Source organism: Variovorax nitratireducens, assembly GCF_051216545.1.
GTDB lineage: Bacteria > Pseudomonadota > Gammaproteobacteria > Burkholderiales > Burkholderiaceae_C > Variovorax.
In genome coordinates this window covers 21,909-38,452 of record NZ_JBPJZO010000017.1, presented here as the reverse complement: position 1 = coordinate 38,452, position 16,544 = coordinate 21,909, and the positions used below count along the sequence as shown (strand labels likewise).

Sequence of the window (16,544 nt, the reverse complement as noted above, 5' to 3'; positions counted from 1 at the left end):
ATTGTTTCGCACCACTGGTAGGGGGGCGCCCAGGCCACAAAATGCGTTGCGGTGGATGATCGACGGTCGCATACCTGTTCCCTTGCAGACCCCTGGAGTCCTCGGTCGACTGGAGTGTCAGTGGCCGACCCAGGGGCGAGGAATGCAGTTGATCGCGCAGCGCGTTGAAGCGCGCCTGCAGATTCCCACTGTCGGGCGCGCCGAAGTCCACGAACCGAAAGACATCGGCGCGAGCGGGGCCGCAAGGGTCACAGGAACGCTTGCATCACATCGCGCGATGCACACTTCCCCCGCAAGGGCAATCAACTGTGCCCCCCTGCAACGGGAGCAGCCTTAGGGTCGCGGCGCGCGGCCAACGCGGACGCGAGTGTGCCCGCGGCTACTCCGAGCCCCAGCCCACCAAGCACATCCATCGGAAAATGCACACCCAGATAGATCCGCGCGAATCCGGTCAGCACGGCAAACACACCTATCAGCATGCCGGCGTGACGCAAAAGCGGACGCCACAGCATGAAGGTCGCCACCGCGAACATGACACTCGCATGGGCACTGGGCATGCCGCCACGGCCGCTGTGCATGGCGAAATTGGGACTCAGACCCAGCATGAACGGTCGCGGTGTATTCAGCCAACCGGCGATCAGGTGTGCAGCCTCGCCCACAACGCCGGCCAGGATGATGAGCAGCAACACGTCGGTTCGGGCCGGTCGAATTCGAATGGCAGCCCAGACAATCACGACGGCGATCAGGCCAGTTGCCACGGGTGAGATCGCGAGTGCGGCCTGCAGCATCAATGGCGTCGGGTTCGAGCCGGCGCTCAGGTGCGTGAACAGAGCGAGGTCGAGTGAATTCATTCGCTGGAGCGAGGCAGTCAAGCGGCGATACTGCGCGCGAATGACTTAAGGAAAACTTAATGCCGGTGCGGCGAGCTGGAGCTTCAGACCTGAAGCAGCGCGCCGAAGCCGTGCCACGCTGTGTTAAGGATTCGATAAGGTTGGGCACTCAACATGGCGATCTTGGAGAGCACATGACCACGAACGCAGACAACCGATCGCATCCATGGTCACGTCCGCTTCTCGTACCGGAACGCCTGCGATGATGGAGCCGCCTACATCCCCAGCCAAAGCCGAGAACGCCGCCCCGGAATGGCAGAGGGTGCTCGTTTGGGATGCACCCGTGCGCGTCTCCCATTGGCTCATGGTTGCATGTTTCATCGGCGCCTATGTGACAGCCGGACAAGATACGTGGCGCACAGTCCATCTGGCGTTGGGCTACACGATGGGCGGCCTCGCGGTATTCCGCATCGTTTGGGGTTTCACAGGCACCCGCCATGCACGTTTCGCGAGCTTCGTCGGAGGTCCCAAAGCTGTTGCGAACTACCTGCGGCATTTGCCCCACGGATGGGGAAAGCGACACATCGGACACAGTCCCGCAGATGCACTATCCATCATCGCGCTATTACTGCTGATGCTTGTCGTCGGCGTATCGGGCTGGGCGACCTACAACACCCATGCGCCGAGCCGGCTGAACGAGCTTCATGAGGGGGCGGCCCATGCGATGCTCACGGTCGTAGGGTTGCACATGGCGAGCGTCGCATTCGCCAGCTGGCGCTCGGGCGAAAATCTGCTGCTTTCGATGATCGATGGAACCAAGCTGGGTTCGACCAGCGAAGCCATTCGAAGCGCGTGGCACAGCGTCGCCTTGCTTTTGGTCGCAGCGGTTCTCGGCTTCTGGTGGTATCAATGGAGAAACGCCGCCCCCGTGGCCTCCGCTACGGCGCAACTCGCCTCTTCCACCGAAGTTCGGCATGCGCCTGGCGCCGACGAATAGTTCCTGTCGGCCATCCCTCCTTTATGCGCATCCTTCTCGCGGAAGACGACACTTTGCTCGGAGATGGACTTCGCGCCGGGCTCCAGCAGCTCGCCTTTCAGGTCGACTGGGTGCGCGATGGCGAGGCCGCCGAACATGAGTTGCGGACGAACCCTTACGCGGCCGCAGTGCTGGATCTGAGCTTGCCCGCCAAGGATGGACTGTCGGTTCTCGCAGCCATTCGCAAGGCCCAGGTGAAGCTGCCTGTGCTCGTGCTGACAGCACGGGACGCAGTGCGCGATCGCGTGCGCGGCCTCGATGCGGGAGCGGATGACTACGTCGTCAAGCCGGTGGACATGCACGAGCTGGCGGCACGCCTGCGGGCGCTGGTGCGGCGCTCGCATGGCCAAGCGCAGGAATGCATGGCGGCCCAGGATGTCGTTCTCGATCCCGCCGCGCGCGCGGTCCACAGGGCCGGCGAGCCGGTGACACTCTCCATCAGGGAGTTCGATTTGCTGCATACGCTGATGCTCAACGCCGGCCGTGTGCTGTCGCGAGAGCAGTTGGAGCAGCAGCTCTACAGCTGGGGGCAGGAAGTGGAGAGCAACGCCATCGAGGTGCACGTCCATCGCCTGCGTCGCAAGCTGGGCAATGCGTTGATCCAGACCGTGCGGGGTGTCGGTTACGTGCTGATGCGATCGTCTTCGCCACCATGACTCGGCCCGCCTACTCGCTGCAGGGCCGGCTGGCATGGCTGGTGCTGGGTCTACTCCTCGCAGTATGGGGCGTTACCGCCGCCATCGTCTGGTTCGACGCGCGCCACGAGATAGAAGAAATTCTCGACAGCCATCTTGCGCAAGCGGCAGCCTTGATCATTGCCCAGCAGGATCCATCCGGGAACGAACACCAGATCAATGCGCCCGCACTGAACCGCTACGCCTACAAGACCACGATCCAGGTCTTCCGCGACGAACGCCTGGTGCTGCGGTCCGCTAACGCTCCGATCCAGCCGCTCGTGGATGGCAGCCGCGGCCAGGCAACGGGGTTCAAGACGGTTCGGTTCGACGGCTCGGAGTGGCGTGTGTTCGCAGTCCACGACCCCCAGGCCAGGCTGCAGGTCTTTGTGGGCGAAGAAGGCAAGTCCCGGGACGCGATCCTTTGGGCCGTTCTTCGAAGCACGCTGTGGCCCTTGGTCGCCGCCTTGCCGCTGCTGGTGCTGGCGGTGTGGTGGGCGATGCACAAGGGGATGCGCCCGATGCGCATGCTCGGCCGCTCGCTTGTCGAGCGCCGGCCGGATGCGTTGGACCGCGTGCGGGTCGATGATGCTCCCGCCGAGATGGTGCCGATGATCGGCGCGCTCAATGCCTTGTTCAAGCGCATCGAGATGCTGTTGGAATCCGAACGGCGCTTCACGGCCGATGCTGCCCATGAACTGCGAACGCCCATCGCAGCGATCCGCGCGCATGCGCAGGTGGCGATGAACGAGGCAGACGCCGAACTGCGCCGCCATGCGTTGCAGAGCACGCTGGATGGCTGCGACCGCGCCACGCACCTGGTCGAGCAGTTGCTGACGCTTTCGCGCCTGGAGGCCGATGCAATGCCCGAGGAAACGGCAGTCGACCTGCACGCCGTGGCGCGCGACGTACTGGCCGACATCGCGCCCCGGGCGATCGCCAAGCAGCAATCCCTGGAACTGGACGAAGGCCCGCCGTGCGTGATCCGCGGCGACGAAACGCTGCTGGCGGTGCTGATGCGCAACCTCGTCGACAACGCCGTCCGGTACAGCCCGCCGTCGGCCCGCATCCGGGTGCGCGTCGCGTGCGAGTCCCCAGGCGTGCGTTTCAGCGTGGAGGACGGCGGCCCCGGATTGGGAGCGGCAGACATGGAACGGCTCGGCGAGCGCTTCTTCAGGGCGCTGGGCACCTTGGAAAGCGGCAGCGGCCTGGGACTGTCGATCGCACGCCGCATCGCTGCCGTCCATCAGATGACGATCGACATGGCCCGTTCCGAGTTTCTTGGCGGACTTGCAGTCCACGTTCACGGGCTGCCGAAGAGGCCGAACGATCCAGCTCCCGGTCAAGAGGACAAGCTTTGAGCAATGCGAAATCCTCGGGCGCAGAGCGCCACATCCTGTGCATGAAGTGGGGCACGAAGTACGGCCCCGAATACGTCAACCGGCTCTATGCCATGGCGCGCCGCCACTTGCGCGGCGATTTCCGCTTTGTCTGCCTGACGGACGACCCGCGGGGCGTCCGCCCCGAGGTGCAGTGCCTGCCCATACCGGCGCTCGTCCTGCCCGCGGGCATTCCCGAGCGCGGGTGGACCAAACTGGCCACGTTCTCTGCCGATCTCCACGGCCTGCGCGGCACGGCGCTCTTCCTCGATCTCGACGTGGTGATCGTCGCCGGCCTGGATGCATTCTTCGAGCATCCGGGCGAGTTCCTGATCATCCACGACTACAAGCGGCCGTGGCGCGTGACGGGCAACTCGTCGGTCTACCGTTTCGAGCTCGGCGCCCATCCGGACGTGGTCGAGCACTTCCGGACGCATTTCGCCGAAGTGCGCTCTGCATTCCGAAACGAGCAGTCTTACCTGTCGGACTTCATGCACCGCAAGGGCCGCCTCCTGTATTGGCCGGCCGGCTGGTGTCGCAGCTTCAAGTACCACAGCATCCCAGCCTGGCCGAGCAACTACTGGCGTGCACCCTGTGTGCCGCAGGATGCGCGCATCGTGATCTTCCACGGCGAGTGCAATCCACCGGACGCGCTTGCGGGGCAACGCAATCGACATTTGCGCTTTATCCGCCCTGCAGGCTGGGTGGCCGAGCACTGGAGGGAGTGATCGTGCACCGAGCAGCAGCTTCGTCATCGGTCAAGCGTGATGGTCGAGCCGTCCGCCAGAGCCATCTTTTCGGAGAAGGCGACGCCGAGCGGATCCGGCCCCCGCGCGCGTCAGGCCTGCGGTGTGGGAACACAAAGCTGAACCCGGAGTTCAGCATGCTTTCACAAGCGCTACCTAGAGTGGCGCCATGCCAATCCCGCGCCTTCGCCTTCACCACTTCAATCCGGCACGCTGTGTGGGATGACGTTTCGCCGTGCTGCTCGCTGCGATCCATCCCTTCATCGCCGTTCACCTTCGCCACGACGGGTGAGAGAACGAGCCCGGGTTCCGCATCCGCAGCGCGAGGGCGTTGACGCAATTCGAATTTCCGACGCAGACCTGCTCACGCAGCCTTTAGGATCCGCGTTTTCATGATCTTTGCAGGGCTTGTGTGTACTTACCCACATCTCGAACGTTTAAGGGAGTCACGTGGGCCGCGCGTTCGGAGGACAGGGTTTCGGTTGGGTCGCGGCAGGCCAGCGCGGTCGTCGACCACCAAGACTTCATAGCGGCCGAGGTCAGCCATGGCCATCGAGCGCCGCAGTCAACTCAAGGGCTTTTCGATCCCTCGTCCTCGGCGCTGAATGATTTGGAGGAATTCATGCCCTCTTCCAACACCCCGGCACCTTGCAGCAGCGCTTCCCTTGAGCTTCGGTAAGCCTCGCACGAAGTGGCAAGGTAGACCTCGGATTCCAAGCCAACAATTTTGCTGATCACCCAGTGATAGGTGCCGTCCTCGGCGCGGTCGACACGAAGCCGAAATGCCGCCGCCCGCTTGCGCGCCCTCTCTGGCCTAAGGCGCAACGAGATTGGAGCGCCATCGCTTGGCTGCAGTCCGATTTCGGTGGAGGGCGTCATCTAGACCCCTATATCGACGACGACGGTATCACCGGAATGATCGCGCCTTTGGTAGTCCGCAATCCACGCCAGAACCCTGGTCAGCAGAACTTCACGGATCTCCTCCGGTGTCATGTCCCCCGCTGGATGCGAGAGACAGCACACCACCTTTTTTTTGTAGGTGACCTCGGCCGTGAGCGAGTTCCCGCCCTCGCTACTGAAGAAGCGCAAGCCCCACTGAAGATTAGAACGTTCAGCAGTCATTGACGTGTTCTGCCCGTTAATGTGAGAACTTCACATCCACGTATTGTCCCGGCCCACTGGCCGAGTTTTGTAAGAAAAAGGCGCTACATGGGCGTAGGCTGGCTGGGTTGGCAGCCATAGCAACTTTGCTTACGCTGGGTAGAAGTTCCTGCAGGATGCGGGCGTGAGCTCGCGGCCTAACTCATCTGTCGCAGCGGCTATATTTGCCCCCGGCATTGAGACGCAGCGAAGGGAACCACCGCGCGGGGTCGGGCGCCAACACGGGGTCAGCGAGTATGGAATAGCGTATCCTTGGCCCAGCTTGCGTCACCCTTGCAAGGCGGGGACGCGCTGGGCCAACTTGCCCGATCGAACGCCGTCGTTCTCGCGCGCCGAACGGATGATCGCGTCCACGTCAGAGTCCGGCCCCTCGATGATTTCCTTCACTGCCGCGCGGTCCTGGCCGAGGCTGCGCAAGAGCGCAACCTGCGCATGCATCTCCTGCTCGATCGTGTGCTTGAGCAGTCCGGCCGTGTACTCGACGTGGCTGGTCAGGTCAAGAAACCGCCAGGCTGCTCCAGCGTCTTCATAGGCAGGCAGATTCAACCGGTCGATGCAACACACTAATAACTGCGTAGGCAGACGGAGTGCGAAGTACCGGGCACGGAGATGCACGGGCACAAGCAATTCACGATGGCCACCGACTCCAGGTCTACTTCTGCGGCCCAGGCAGCCCTTGGCAACGCGGAAGCAACGAAAACGCAAACGGACTGCTCAGGCAGTACATGCCGAAGGGCTTCGATTCGCCGAACGCCGCAGCGGGCGTCTGGAAGCCGAGCGACTTACGCGGCCTTTCGTTCAATTTTCGCGCGATCGCGTTGAGCTGAGCCTATGAGTAGCCCGAGATATCGTTGCATCGACCAGTTGAATCGCCATGGCGATCGGGTGCTCGTGAGCGCCGCTGCCGGCAAGCAGATCCGCTGCGAGAAGCCGCTGACTCGCAATCTGTCGAACTCGACTGACACGCACGCGCTGATTCACGTGCAAAACTCCTTTACTTCTTCGACGACTTGGAGGCCTCGTGGAGTTACCTCTCTACCTCGGCGGGATTGGTTCTGGGCGTCGATTGGGTGCTCGCAGCTCTCGGAAAGCCGGCCCCAGTTCTCAACCAGTTCACGGAAGGTTTGAAACGCTCCGCCGAGTTGATCGATGCCATCTAACCACACGCCATTGCGTTGAAATGAAGCTGCCTGATCTCGGATCTATGACGGACTTCGCGATGGCATTTCAGCCCATCGTGGATGTGGCGCGCCGGGAAATTTTTGCGCACGAGGCGCTGGTGCGCGGACCTCAAGGTGAAGGTGCGGCGGCAGTTTTCGCACGCATCGAACCTGAAGCGCGCATCGCTTTTGATCAGGCCTGTCGCGTCAAGGCGATCGAGCAGGCCGCCGTGCTCGGTATGCAGTCAAAGCTCAGTCTCAACGTGCTTCCCAGCGACGTTTGCGGTCACGAGGAGTGCTTCAGAAGCGCCATGGCGGTTGCCGAGCGCTGCAATTTTCCAGTTGATCGATTGGTCTTTGAGATTACGGAAGCCGAGCGCACCGAAGACATTCCTCGTCTTGTCTCAGTTTTCCAAACCTACAAGCAGTACGGCTTCACCTCGGCCATCGACGACTTCGGCGCTGGTTTTGCCGGCTTCGAACTCTTTGCGGGCTTCCAGCCCGACATCATCAAGATCGACATGCACTTGGTTCGCAACATTCACACCGATCGTGTCCGTCGGGCCATCGTGAAGGGTTTTGTCGCCATCTGTGAGGAACTCGATATGAAGGTGATTGCCGAAGGCGTGGAAGCGCCTGAGGAAGTTCATGTGCTACGGGATCTGGGGATCGTTTTGTTCCAAGGCTATTTCTTCGCAAGGCCCACTGTCGGGGCATTACCGGCGGTGGAGTGGTAGCCGCAAATAGCGCGATCGGGTCACGCACCTCATCAGGACAGGGATGGTGCCGTTGCTCGTCGTTCGAGACTTCGAAGGTGGACAGCAACCTGGGCAAGCGAAGCCCGCACAACACCCGAGATCTATTGCGCAGAATGGACGAGGAGAGCATTCGCCGCGCAGAACCGGTTCATCAGTGAATGGGCGAAAGAGAAGAGAAGTGTCAACGCACGCCTCGACGAAGAGCGCGCCCGCCTCGCCCTGCTTTGGGCCAGAGGCTCAAGGTCTTATGAAAACCGCCAGCTGCAGTCGCGAAGGCGCATTCTTTCAGTGATGGAATTCGAGACAAACAGTCGACACCGTCATGTGCCGGCGTGTCAACTTGAAAGCACGCCATTCTGCCGGGCGAAGTGAAGCGCCTGGGTGCGGCTCTTGACACCCATTTTTCGGAATAGTCTCCACAAGTGCACCTTGACGGTGTGCTCGGTGATGTCGATCTCGTCCGCAATCTCCCGGTTGGTCAAGCCGCGTTCCAGCATCACGATGAGCTGCGTTTGGCGTTTGGACAACTTGGTACTGACCTCATGGTCTTCTGCCGCTGCATTGGCGGCAGCGCCAAATTCCGAGGTCGGGTCAGCCAACAGAAGTCCACGCAGCGCGGCGGCGAGTTCTGTGGATCCCGCCGCCTTCTCGATGTAGATGTCGGCACCGGCCTCGATGCACGCCTCCTCGAAATCGCTCGCGGGCGACGCTGAGTACACGGCCAGCGGGACACGCGGAAAATGCGCTCTCACCGCGTTCACTCCCGAACATCCCTTGGTATCTGGAAGATTGAGATCCAGGCAGATCATGTCGGGAGCACCGCTTTCTGCGACAGCGGGCACAAGCTTGTCGAGGCGATCCAGCTCTACGATATTTTCCCCAGGGCGCAACCTTCGCAAGACCATGGTGATGGCGTCTCGCATCATCGGATGGTCGTCGACTACGTAAATGTTCATTCCGTTCAGTCTACGCCGCGTTGCCCTAACGTGCTGCCTAGGTGACCAGACGTATTTGCGAAACCGGTTGCGAAGCCGCCAATGAAGTACAGGACTCGGCTCGCCAACCGCTACGGCCTAGAAACGATGAACTGCTGTCCGTTCGGCGATGCTGGATCCGTCAGCGTCATCGGTGGAGTCACTCGCACGATGACCGAGCATGGCCGCGGAGCGGCCGTGGGCCGGGTAGGGCTGTCGCGAACGATTCGGGGAGGCGTCCGTCCGTGACGCGCTGGCGCCGTCCTCTTTATGGGATAGGCTCTTTCTCGGGCGCATCGATTGCGGGTGTTCGATTGGGCAGTTCGGGGCGTGCGTTTAGGCGCTGCAGCATGTCGAGCTGCAATGCTTCCTGCGCCTCGCGCAAGCTCTTCGCTGCGCGCGCTGTCGCATAAGCGACGTAGAGGGTCTCGATGTGTTTCTTCCAGCCCTCGACAGCCCGTTCCTGTTCCACATCTGCATCGAGCTCCTCGCGGGGCGCTCGACCGCCTTTGATCAGGTGTCGTTCCTGCACCGGGAGACGGCGGGCGGGGAATGCAGGAACTTCGATGCCTGCCTTGGTGAGGATGTTGGCCTTCAAGCTTGTCGTAAGCATCTTGTCTCTCCTGCAATCGCCGTACCAGCGTGGTGGGCCCCGTCTGCAGAAGGGCCAACCTCGACCATCATGCTCCAGTCGGGACTGAAGAAGAGGACGCGAGTGTGCGCTCGGAAGAAGCTTTGTGAGCCATGGAACCTTTTGACAGCCGCGACGCTTGAACTTGAACGCTGAGCGGGCGCCCGGAACCCGCGACGCATTCTTGACGATGCGACATGTGCTGCCGCTGCTTGGTGCCTAGAAGGATTCACCTCGCAGACAGGTGCTGTTGCCATTGAAGTCAAGTTTGCGACGTTCCTTGAAGTCCAGCATCCTTGTCTTCTGCCCGGCGGCCAGGTCGCCCAGATAGCTGACCGCGACTCATTGATGGAACCGCGTCGCCGCGACCAGCCCCCGCTGTAGGCCATTCCCAGATCGTCAGCTTCGGGCGGAGCATCCGCCTGTACGCTCCTTTGGCTAATGCACAGCAATCGCACGCGCGCCCCTCCAACTTCTCGCGGTCAAGCACCTCGATGCGCCCGCGTGAATAGCGAATCAGCCCGGCCTGCTGCAACTTGAGGGCGCTCCCGGTCACGCCTTGGCGACGCACGCCGAGCATGCCGGCGATCAGCTTCTGGGTCATCATGAGTTCGTTGCTGCGCTGTCGATCCAGGCTCAGTAGCAGCCAGCGGCACAACTGTTGGTCCAGCAAATGGTGCAGGTTGCACAGCGCCATTTGCGCCATCTGCGTCATCAGCGCCTGGACATAGCAAAGCATCAGCTGCAGCACCGGGCTGCCGCGGTCGAGTTCGTCTTTCATCGCCTGCGCCCGCAGCCGGAAGCCATGGCCGGCACGATGCACCACCGCACGACCGGGCGTGGAATCTCCGCCCAGGACAAGTGCAATTCCCACGAATCCCTCGTTGCCGACGACCGCCATCTCGGACGAATCGGTGTTTTCCATCACGCACAGAAGCGAGGCGATGGCGGTGGTCGGGAAATACGCGTGGCTCAGAGGATCACCTGGCCCGTAGAGCACCTGGCCCTGCGGCATCTCGACCCGTTCAAGCTGTGACAGCCAGCGCCGGGAGTCGGCGCCGGCCAGCGCGGCGAGTAGACGATTCCCTTTTACGTCGGAGGAGGTGGACATCCAGCAGAACTTGGCTTCGTTGCCGCGATGGCGACCTCGCGCGCGGCAGGTCGCCACCATAGGTCAAAAAATGCAAATTCGTATGTTCGGTGCCGCACAGATGAGTGCATAGACTGCTCGAACGGGACTTGCACCACTGGGCCGAGAGGCGGCTGCGCGCCCACGTGGCTGTGGCCTGGATGGCCGTTCATATTCAAGCTTGGGAGTTGGCGCAGAGTGCTCGCGCCCCTTTCGGGGGAGACGGAGAAGAGCGTCAGAAAACTTCCGACCGTCAGCAACATGCTCGGAGCCCTGGACGCCTGTCCGGCTGCCGGCGCTGCGGCGCCGACCGCGATGCTCAACCGCTTCAAGGCGATGCAGCTTCACGCCCTCAACTCGTTCGTGCACGGCGGCATCCATCCTGTGCAACGTCATCGCGATGACTATCCAGTCGCCATGCTGCGTCAGGTGCTGCAGTCTTCGAATGGTTTGATGACGATGAGCGGGATGGTGCTTGCGGTGCTCACCGGCAATCAGCTGCTGGCGTCTCGGATGAACTGAATTCATGCGGGGTTCGAAGACTGCGTGCCGGAGCTCCTCGCCTCGTACTGACGAGCTTGTCGGCGCCGCGCTCCGGGTGAGCCCCAGGGGCATCGTAGATGATGTTTCTGAAAACGTGCGCTGTCGGCGCGAAAAAAAGCCCGCGCGTGGCGGGCTTTGCGCTGGCCTGGCGGCGGGTTCAGGCTATTGCGGGCCTGCGCGGGCGCACTTCCCGTTCGATCTGCTTGGCCGATTGTTTTTCGGCGATCTTGAGATCGTAGGTCGCTTGCATGTTGATCCACCATTGGGCGGTACCGCCGAAGTAGCGGGAGAGGCGCAGCGCCATCAGAGGCGACACGCCACGGCGCTCGCGCACGATCTCGTTGACGCTGGGGGCACCGACATGCAGCTCCTTTGCCAACGCGCTCGCACTCAGGCCGAGCGGGACAAGGAAATCTTCGCGCAGCGTCTCGCCGGGGTGAATCGGCGGCATTCCATTCTTAAGCATGGCCTCGTGCCTTTCATAAAGACCGCCGGGGAGGGCGGTTCCGCGTCTTGCGGTCGGTAAAGATCGCTGGGCATTTGGCGCCGCCCGGCCTGCGCATTCAGTGTGGATCGTAGATCTTCACTTCTTCCGGGCCATCCTTGCCCCACTTCCAAGCAAGCCGCCACTGGTCGTTGATTCGAATGTGATGAAAGCCATCGTATTCCTTCAAATCGTTGCCGGGCGGCGAGCCCATGTCGTCGTTGACGGTCGCAGCATCAAGCTGCGTCAGCTTGCGCATCGCAACGCGGGCGATGTTGGCGAACTGGCGATTCTTCCCTTTGGTGAAAAGCTCCTCGGCGTCGGGATCGGAGAAGGACTTGATTGCCACGACTGCAAGTGTATAACGCTGTACGTTTAACGTCAAGCGTTACGGCTGTAACTTCAACAAGGTGCGCGCGTCTCGCCATCGAGCGCAAGGCACCCGAAGCCCAAGCCTTTGGCGTTGAGATGGCAATGGCTGGTGGTCGCCAACCGAACGGCGCCACATCGGCGGCGTGCGCAAGTAACCGCCGGGCCAAACAGTTTCGTCAGTTCTGATTTGGCACGCGGCACATTCTGATCACTACGCATTGCTTGGTGTTCGGCATGCCGAACACCAAGGTGTGGCGACAGCAGCGATGGCCCATTGAGCATGGATGTTCGGCATGCCGAACGCAGAGTCCTTGTATCGCTTTGAGGGCAGGATAGACTGGCGTCAGACATTGTTAACGGCCCATCGTTCTCCATGCCAAGCGCCCTTCGAACCGCTGTTCTCGGCACCCGCACTTCGAGCGAAACGAAGGCGCGATTTACCGCGCTGGCCGCGCAGCAAGGCCTCACCGAATCGGCGTTGCTTGCGCTGCTGATCGACCAAGTCGTGGCGACGAACGCGACATCCGACGCAATCGAGTCGACGCATCAACTCCGCGAAAAGCAGTGCGCGAGCGATTGCCTCACGCTTCGTCTGCGTCCGGGCGACAGGACGCTGGCGGACGCCAAGGCTGCTGCGCGTCGCATGAAGACATCGAGCTACCTCGCGATGCTGGTGCGCACGCATGTCCGTGGCGCACCGGTGATGCCACCTGCGGAACTGGACGAACTCAAAGGCCTGGTCGGGCATCTGGCCGCATTGGGCCGTCAGCTTCGATCCCTGGGTGAGGGGGTCTCGGCGCCGGGAGGGATGGCGAACGCGACGCCGCACCAGGTGCTCGTCGAGGTCGGCACCACGGTCGAGAGCGTGCGACAAGCCGTTGCCGGCGTGGTGCGCACGAACCTCACGAGCTGGGAGTCCGGCAGTGCCTAAGCACATCGTCACCTTGCCGCGCAGCGCCGGCATGGAACTGGACATCGTGAGCTACGGCCGGCGCGGGCCGGGTGGGACGCTACGGCTCAACTCCGAACAGGTCGAGCAGGTGAAGCGGACGGTGAGCCGCGTGCCGGAGGTGATGGTCAAGGTGTCAGGGGGCGCGCGGGACTGCGGCGGCGCCAAGGCGCACCTGAAGTACATCGGGCGACACGGCAAGCTCGACCTCGAAACGGACGACGGTCGCTCGGTGCTCGGGCGTGACGTTGCAGACGACCTGGCGGCCGACTGGCAACTCGATCTGTGCCGCAGCCAATACAAGCCCAAGCCTGCCGAAGGCGAGAAGGACACACGGGCGAAGCTGGTTCACAACATTGTCCTGTCCATGCCCGCCGGCACGCCCCCGGAAAAGGTGCTCAACGCGGCGCGCATCTTCGCCCGCGAGAACTTCGCGCTCCAGTACCGCTATGCGATGGTGCTGCACACCGACCAGGCGCACCCGCACGTGCACCTTGTCGTGAAGTGCGAGCACGAGACCACGCCGGGCAAGCGCCTCTACATCCGCAAGGACACGCTGCGCCAATGGCGCGAACAGTTCGCCGCGCTGATGCGCGAGCAGGGCGTGCCTGCGAATGCCACGCCGCGGCAGATTCGCGGCCAGGTGAAGGGCGCGCGCAAGGATCCGATCCATCACAGGCTGCGCGCCGTGCGGGCATTCCAGAATCTTCCGGACAGTCAGCGCGCCGCCCGCCGTCCGCCTCTCGGATCCACCTTCATGCGGCGAAAGGTCGAGGCCGTGGGCAAGGCGCCTCAGGCGGGGCGCCTGCCGCCCGAACCTGGAAGGGCAGGTTTGGCGGCGACCCGTGCCCAGATCGAGGTTGACTGGACAGAGACCGCCGAGACGCTGCGGCGGCAAGGCCATGAGGCGCTCGCAAGGCAGGTCGCGCAATTCACCGGCAGCATGCCACCCGTACGCACCGAACTCGAACGCATTGCCGCAGGCCTGCTGGAAGCATTGAAGGCGCGCGGACGCAATCCTGAGCCCGACCTTCAAGATCGGTCGCAGAACCGAAGTCGCTGACACGCGGCCCAAGAGGCCTGGGCGTGCCGGCCCACGGATGCCTCGAGCCCTGGACACGCCGCCGATGACGCGGCCAAGGCGCCTGTGACAGCCTTGGCGCGCGAGGCTCGCGACGACGAAGCCGATGGGTACTGAAAGAGTACGGATAGGCTACAGATTGGCTACAGATTGGCTACAGATTGAGTACACCCTGGGAGCGTCCTGGCGGACGCTTCGAAGGTGACGCTCTCGCCCGATCGTGCCGATCGGGCGATGTGGGTGGTTGGAGGCTGCGGCTGAGAGTCGATTGCTTATTTATTGAGCAGCCCAACCCCCATACACCATACGCACCTACCAGGTGCCCGCAAACCCGCATGCAGCCTCGAAAGTCCGGTATGACCGGTGCTCGGCAAGGTATGACCCCGAATGCGGAAACCCGCATGGCTGCTCGCTAGGAAGGTATGACCATGGCTGGTAGCGAAGGTGGTCGCCGCGGCGGCGCCGTTCAGACCACGTCCATCGGACTGCTCACAACGCGCTTGTAACGTTCCATCACAGCCGGCTCGACCCCCAACCAGTGCGCCACCTCTTCAGGCGCCGTCCCCCGGCGCAGCTGCCGCAATGCAAACGTGTGGCGCAGCCTGAAGGTTCCCCCGTCATTGCTGTCCAGGCCCGCCTCCTGAAGGAGTTGCCGGGTTGCCGCGTAATGCGACTGCTTGCTCCAGGGCTTGCCCGTGCGCGTCGACGGGAAAAGCGCGTCCCCCGGAATCTGCATCTCCAGGCGAACCACAAGCCAGTGCTGCAGCAGTTCGCCCGCCCAGGGCGCGATCGGCGTCTCCCGCGCAGCCGAATCCCCGTGAACCGGAATCGAAACCTTCCAGGGTCGCTCCCGCACCCGTCCGCCCCGAGAAATGGGCGACTTGAGCGTCAACGCCCGCACATCCGCCGGCGTCAGCCCGCCACCAAGATGCAGGCCGACCGCCACCCGGTTGCGCAGCTCCTGCCAGGTGAACGCCACATGCGCATCCCGACGTGCACCACTGACCCCCGGGCGAGGGCGCGCATTCGACAGAAACGCGATCAGATGCTTCGCCTCGGCCACTGAGAGGAACTCGGGCAGGGGATCGGCACTGGCCGCCTCGGCGTAGCGCACATGGGGATTGTCAGCAAGCCAGTCAGACGCCGCCGTATTGGGCTCTTCGCCTGTCTGCGCGGCATGGTGACGCAACACCCGATCCACCAGCCGCACCAGCCGCAACGCATGCCGGGGAGTGAGGGAGAGATCCGCGCTTTTCATGCCGAAGCGGGCCGCCTGGAACGCCTGCAGATCGGCCACATCCAGCGACGCCAGCGTGACCGCTGGCGACTGGCCCAGACACCAGCCCATGAACCCGCGCCACATCTCCCGGTAGACCTCGATCGAGCCTGGCTGGCGCAGCGACTGCGAAGCGCGCTGGTCAACCAGCCAAGACTCAAAGGCCTCGCGCAGCCCAGCCTGGGTGGGTACCTCGTCGAAAAGGGGAAGGGAAGTCATCGTGTAAATATACTAACGCCCAACGAACTAATCTGGTGGGTTACGACGGTCTTTATTTGCTCGGCGAAGTTAGGCTTCGTTGTGTTTGATTTGGATGGGTTTGCCGTTAGTGTATTTAATCCTCGCTCTCAGTGATTGGGGTGCGATGGCCTGGCTTGTCTGCTGAAGGCGCGCCAAGGCCCGCTCCAGCGACGACAGGAAGGCTCAGTGCGCCAGGGCTTCACGAACGATCATGTGAAGCCCCAGTGCGAAGAGGCTACCCAGAAAGCACTTGCAGAAGAGTGCCGGTGGAAGCTTCTGCCGCAAGTACTGGCCCAACGACATGCCGAGCAGCGCCGGAGCGACGCGGAAGCGTCCCCGACCGAATAGCGCCCGTTGAAGAACAGGCTGATGCCAGCACCACGGTCGACACGGTGAAGGAGATGCCCATCGCCTGGAACAGTTCGTCGCGGCTCAGATCGAGCGCTTGCAGATACGGAACGGCCGGCACGACGAACACGCCAGTGGCAGCGGTCACGAGACCGGTGGCGGCACCCATCCAAGGGCCCAGCCAGACCTCCGCGGCGTGCGACACAGACAAACGAGCCCCGGACAAGCTCCAGCCCGCGTAGCCGATCAGTACCGCGCCCAGGCCCGACATCGCCCAGGAGCCGCCGGCGCGCCGAGCAACCAAGCCCTGGCCAATGTCCCGATGCAGACGCCGGCCTGCATGGGCGTCAGGCGGCGCGGCAGGGGGCGAGCGTCGCCCACGGCCGCAACTGCCAGAGGTTGGTCACCAGAGAAGGCACGATGAGCAGCGCCGCAGCCCGGGAGGGTGACATCAGGAGGGCGAGCAACGCCATGGAAATGGTGGGTCGGCCCAGCCCGACGACCCCTTTGACCACGCCTACAAACCCAAAGACTGCTGTCGCCGCAAAAAGCAGAGGCAGGGCGATCCCCAAAACGGTAGATGGCATCTGAGATCCAGTGAGATTGAATTTGACTTTGACGTTGCGCAGCGTCGGCGAGCACCAGTCCATCGCTGCGGACGGTTCACATTTTTGGCGGGGCAAGAGGGCTCTGGCTGCGGACTTTGCCAAGCAGGCCTCAGGCGCAGCCTGAGGGAGGCCGTGCAATCTTGCGCAGATGCGCTTCGGCCTCGC

At 62.8% G+C, this 16,544-nt stretch carries 18 protein-coding genes and 3 pseudogenes; 9 read left to right on the top strand and 12 right to left on the bottom strand.

The genetic code is table 11. The features are described from left to right. Positions 1 to 302 precede the first annotated feature (302 nt). A complete protein-coding gene (locus ACSFA8_RS25825) occupies positions 303 to 851 on the bottom strand; it encodes a phosphatase PAP2 family protein (RefSeq protein WP_435482311.1) in 549 nt (182 codons plus the stop codon). A 205-nt stretch (positions 852 to 1,056) separates the two neighbouring features. On the opposite strand from ACSFA8_RS25825, the gene ACSFA8_RS25820 reads away from it, so the two are divergent. From ACSFA8_RS25820 to ACSFA8_RS25805, 4 genes are read left to right on the top strand one after another with little or no spacing between them, the layout of a single operon-like run. Continuing rightward, positions 1,057 to 1,827 carry a cytochrome b/b6 domain-containing protein gene (locus ACSFA8_RS25820; protein ID WP_435482310.1) on the top strand — a complete coding sequence of 257 codons (771 nt, stop codon included), beginning with the start codon at positions 1,057 to 1,059 and terminating at the stop codon, positions 1,825 to 1,827. Positions 1,828 to 1,850: 23 nt separating this feature from the next. After that, positions 1,851 to 2,522 carry a winged helix-turn-helix domain-containing protein gene (locus tag ACSFA8_RS25815; protein WP_435482309.1) on the top strand — a complete coding sequence of 224 codons (672 nt, stop codon included), beginning with the start codon at positions 1,851 to 1,853 and terminating at the stop codon, positions 2,520 to 2,522. Further along, the gene (locus ACSFA8_RS25810; protein ID WP_435482308.1) at positions 2,519 to 3,901 is read left to right on the top strand and encodes an ATP-binding protein; all 1,383 of its coding nucleotides are present in this window, start codon (positions 2,519 to 2,521) and stop codon (positions 3,899 to 3,901) included. Before ACSFA8_RS25815 ends, ACSFA8_RS25810 begins: the two co-directional genes overlap by 4 nt. A gap of 41 nt (positions 3,902 to 3,942) precedes the next feature. Continuing rightward, positions 3,943 to 4,647 (top strand): glycosyltransferase, encoded by a 705-nt coding sequence (locus tag ACSFA8_RS25805; RefSeq protein ID WP_435482354.1) that lies wholly within the window; start codon positions 3,943 to 3,945, stop codon positions 4,645 to 4,647. Positions 4,648 to 5,235: 588 nt separating this feature from the next. On the opposite strand, the gene ACSFA8_RS25800 is transcribed toward ACSFA8_RS25805, so the two are convergent. From ACSFA8_RS25800 to ACSFA8_RS25790, 3 genes are all read right to left on the bottom strand, one after another. Continuing rightward, complete coding sequence (locus ACSFA8_RS25800) at positions 5,236 to 5,544, bottom strand: hypothetical protein (protein ID WP_435482307.1); 309 nt, start codon at positions 5,542 to 5,544, stop codon at positions 5,236 to 5,238. Then, positions 5,545 to 5,787: a hypothetical protein gene (locus tag ACSFA8_RS25795; RefSeq protein ID WP_435482306.1), complete on the bottom strand. Its 243-nt coding sequence runs from the start codon at positions 5,785 to 5,787 to the stop codon at positions 5,545 to 5,547. A gap of 306 nt (positions 5,788 to 6,093) precedes the next feature. Beyond that, positions 6,094 to 6,372: a hypothetical protein gene (locus ACSFA8_RS25790; protein WP_435482305.1), complete on the bottom strand. Its 279-nt coding sequence runs from the start codon at positions 6,370 to 6,372 to the stop codon at positions 6,094 to 6,096. Positions 6,373 to 6,426: 54 nt separating this feature from the next. Between ACSFA8_RS25790 and ACSFA8_RS25785 the strand changes: the two are divergent. Beyond that, a pseudogene (locus ACSFA8_RS25785) lies at positions 6,427 to 6,569 on the top strand (transposase); the annotation flags it as partial. Here the strand turns inward: ACSFA8_RS25785 and ACSFA8_RS25780 are convergent. Next, positions 6,566 to 6,676 (bottom strand): annotated as a pseudogene (locus tag ACSFA8_RS25780) (IS30 family transposase); the annotation flags it as partial. The pseudogenes ACSFA8_RS25785 and ACSFA8_RS25780 overlap by 4 nt on opposite strands. A gap of 330 nt (positions 6,677 to 7,006) precedes the next feature. Between ACSFA8_RS25780 and ACSFA8_RS25775 the strand changes: the two are divergent. After that, positions 7,007 to 7,723, top strand: a complete 717-nt coding sequence (locus tag ACSFA8_RS25775) for an EAL domain-containing protein (protein WP_435482304.1) — start codon at positions 7,007 to 7,009, stop codon at positions 7,721 to 7,723. Positions 7,724 to 8,079: 356 nt separating this feature from the next. Here the strand turns inward: ACSFA8_RS25775 and ACSFA8_RS25770 are convergent, their stop codons facing one another. From ACSFA8_RS25770 to ACSFA8_RS25760, 3 genes are all read right to left on the bottom strand, one after another. Then, a complete protein-coding gene (locus ACSFA8_RS25770) occupies positions 8,080 to 8,700 on the bottom strand; it encodes a response regulator transcription factor (RefSeq protein WP_435482303.1) in 621 nt (206 codons plus the stop codon). A gap of 286 nt (positions 8,701 to 8,986) precedes the next feature. After that, positions 8,987 to 9,316: a hypothetical protein gene (locus tag ACSFA8_RS25765; RefSeq protein ID WP_435482302.1), complete on the bottom strand. Its 330-nt coding sequence runs from the start codon at positions 9,314 to 9,316 to the stop codon at positions 8,987 to 8,989. Between the two features lie 295 nt (positions 9,317 to 9,611). Then, entirely contained in the window at positions 9,612 to 10,460 is an 849-nt protein-coding gene (locus ACSFA8_RS25760; protein WP_435482301.1) for a Crp/Fnr family transcriptional regulator, read from the bottom strand. 216 nt (positions 10,461 to 10,676) lie between these two features. Between ACSFA8_RS25760 and ACSFA8_RS25755 the strand changes: the two genes are divergently transcribed. After that, the gene (locus tag ACSFA8_RS25755) at positions 10,677 to 11,000 is read left to right on the top strand and encodes a DUF6988 family protein (RefSeq protein WP_435482300.1); all 324 of its coding nucleotides are present in this window, start codon (positions 10,677 to 10,679) and stop codon (positions 10,998 to 11,000) included. A gap of 178 nt (positions 11,001 to 11,178) precedes the next feature. Here ACSFA8_RS25755 and ACSFA8_RS25750 read toward each other — a convergent pair whose 3' ends face one another. Together ACSFA8_RS25750 and ACSFA8_RS25745 are read right to left on the bottom strand one after the other, a co-directional pair. Beyond that, the gene (locus ACSFA8_RS25750) at positions 11,179 to 11,487 is read right to left on the bottom strand and encodes a HigA family addiction module antitoxin (RefSeq protein WP_435482299.1); all 309 of its coding nucleotides are present in this window, start codon (positions 11,485 to 11,487) and stop codon (positions 11,179 to 11,181) included. Positions 11,488 to 11,584: 97 nt separating this feature from the next. After that, positions 11,585 to 11,854, bottom strand: coding sequence for a type II toxin-antitoxin system RelE/ParE family toxin (locus tag ACSFA8_RS25745; protein ID WP_435482298.1), 270 nt, complete (start codon positions 11,852 to 11,854; stop codon positions 11,585 to 11,587). A 396-nt stretch (positions 11,855 to 12,250) separates the two neighbouring features. Here ACSFA8_RS25745 and ACSFA8_RS25740 point away from each other — a divergent pair, with 396 nt between their 5' ends. Together ACSFA8_RS25740 and ACSFA8_RS25735 are read left to right on the top strand one after the other, a co-directional pair. Continuing rightward, the gene (locus ACSFA8_RS25740; protein WP_435482297.1) at positions 12,251 to 12,808 is read left to right on the top strand and encodes a hypothetical protein; all 558 of its coding nucleotides are present in this window, start codon (positions 12,251 to 12,253) and stop codon (positions 12,806 to 12,808) included. Then, positions 12,801 to 13,889, top strand: a complete 1,089-nt coding sequence (locus ACSFA8_RS25735) for a relaxase/mobilization nuclease domain-containing protein (protein WP_435482296.1) — start codon at positions 12,801 to 12,803, stop codon at positions 13,887 to 13,889. Before ACSFA8_RS25740 ends, ACSFA8_RS25735 begins: the two co-directional genes overlap by 8 nt. Positions 13,890 to 14,373: 484 nt before the next feature. Here the strand turns inward: ACSFA8_RS25735 and ACSFA8_RS25730 are convergent, their stop codons facing one another. Continuing rightward, the gene (locus ACSFA8_RS25730; protein ID WP_435482295.1) at positions 14,374 to 15,402 is read right to left on the bottom strand and encodes a tyrosine-type recombinase/integrase; all 1,029 of its coding nucleotides are present in this window, start codon (positions 15,400 to 15,402) and stop codon (positions 14,374 to 14,376) included. A 204-nt stretch (positions 15,403 to 15,606) separates the two neighbouring features. Beyond that, positions 15,607 to 16,358, bottom strand: a pseudogene (locus ACSFA8_RS25725) (sulfite exporter TauE/SafE family protein). Between the last annotated feature and the right edge of the window lie 186 nt (positions 16,359 to 16,544).